Below are 927 nucleotides of genomic sequence, written 5' to 3'. Positions count from 1 at the left end.
CAGAACAAAGGGCAGCGAAACCGCGAGGTTAAGCCAATCCCACAAATCTGTTCTCAGTTCGGATCGCAGTCTGCAACTCGACTGCGTGAAGCTGGAATCGCTAGTAATCGCGGATCAGCATGCCGCGGTGAATACGTTCCCGGGCCTTGTACACACCGCCCGTCACACCACGAGAGTTTGTAACACCCGAAGTCGGTGAGGTAACCTTTATGGAGCCAGCCGCCGAAGGTGGGACAGATGATTGGGGTGAAGTCGTAACAAGGTAGCCGTATCGGAAGGTGCGGCTGGATCACCTCCTTTCTAAGGATTTTAACGGAATATAAGACCTTGGGTCTTATAAACAGAACGTTCCCTGTCTTGTTTAGTTTTGAAGGATCATTCGATTCTTCGAGATGTTGTTCTTTGAAAACTAGATAACAGAAGTAATTCACATTCAATTAGTAATGCAAGATATCACGTAGTGATTCTTTTTAACGGTTAAGTTAGAAAGGGCGCACGGTGGATGCCTTGGCACTAGGAGCCGATGAAGGACGGGACGAACACCGATATGCTTCGGGGAGCTGTAAGCAAGCTTTGATCCGGAGATTTCCGAATGGGGAAACCCACCACTCGTAATGGAGTGGTATCCATATCTGAATACATAGGATATGAGAAGGCAGACCCGGGGAACTGAAACATCTAAGTACCCGGAGGAAGAGAAAGCAAATGCGATTCCCTGAGTAGCGGCGAGCGAAACGGGACCAGCCCAAACCAAGAGGCTTGCCTCTTGGGGTTGTAGGACACTCTGTACGGAGTTACAAAGGAACGAGGTAGATGAAGAGGTCTGGAAAGGCCCGCCATAGGAGGTAACAGCCCTGTAGTCAAAACTTCGTTCTCTCCTGAGTGGATCCTGAGTACGGCGGAACACGTGAAATTCCGTCGGAATCC

General features: G+C 49.6%; 2 rRNA genes. Both read left to right on the top strand.

The annotated features are described in order from the left end of the window. Positions 1-300: ribosomal RNA gene (locus tag RAH41_RS22425) — 16S ribosomal RNA — on the top strand; the annotation flags it as partial. A gap of 175 nt (positions 301-475) precedes the next feature. Then, positions 476-927: ribosomal RNA gene (locus RAH41_RS22420) — 23S ribosomal RNA — on the top strand; the annotation flags it as partial.

It is taken from the genome of Gottfriedia acidiceleris, assembly GCF_036421055.1.
Lineage (GTDB): Bacteria > Bacillota > Bacilli > Bacillales > Bacillaceae_G > Gottfriedia > Gottfriedia acidiceleris_C.
This window is presented reverse-complemented; position numbering and strand designations above follow the sequence as displayed.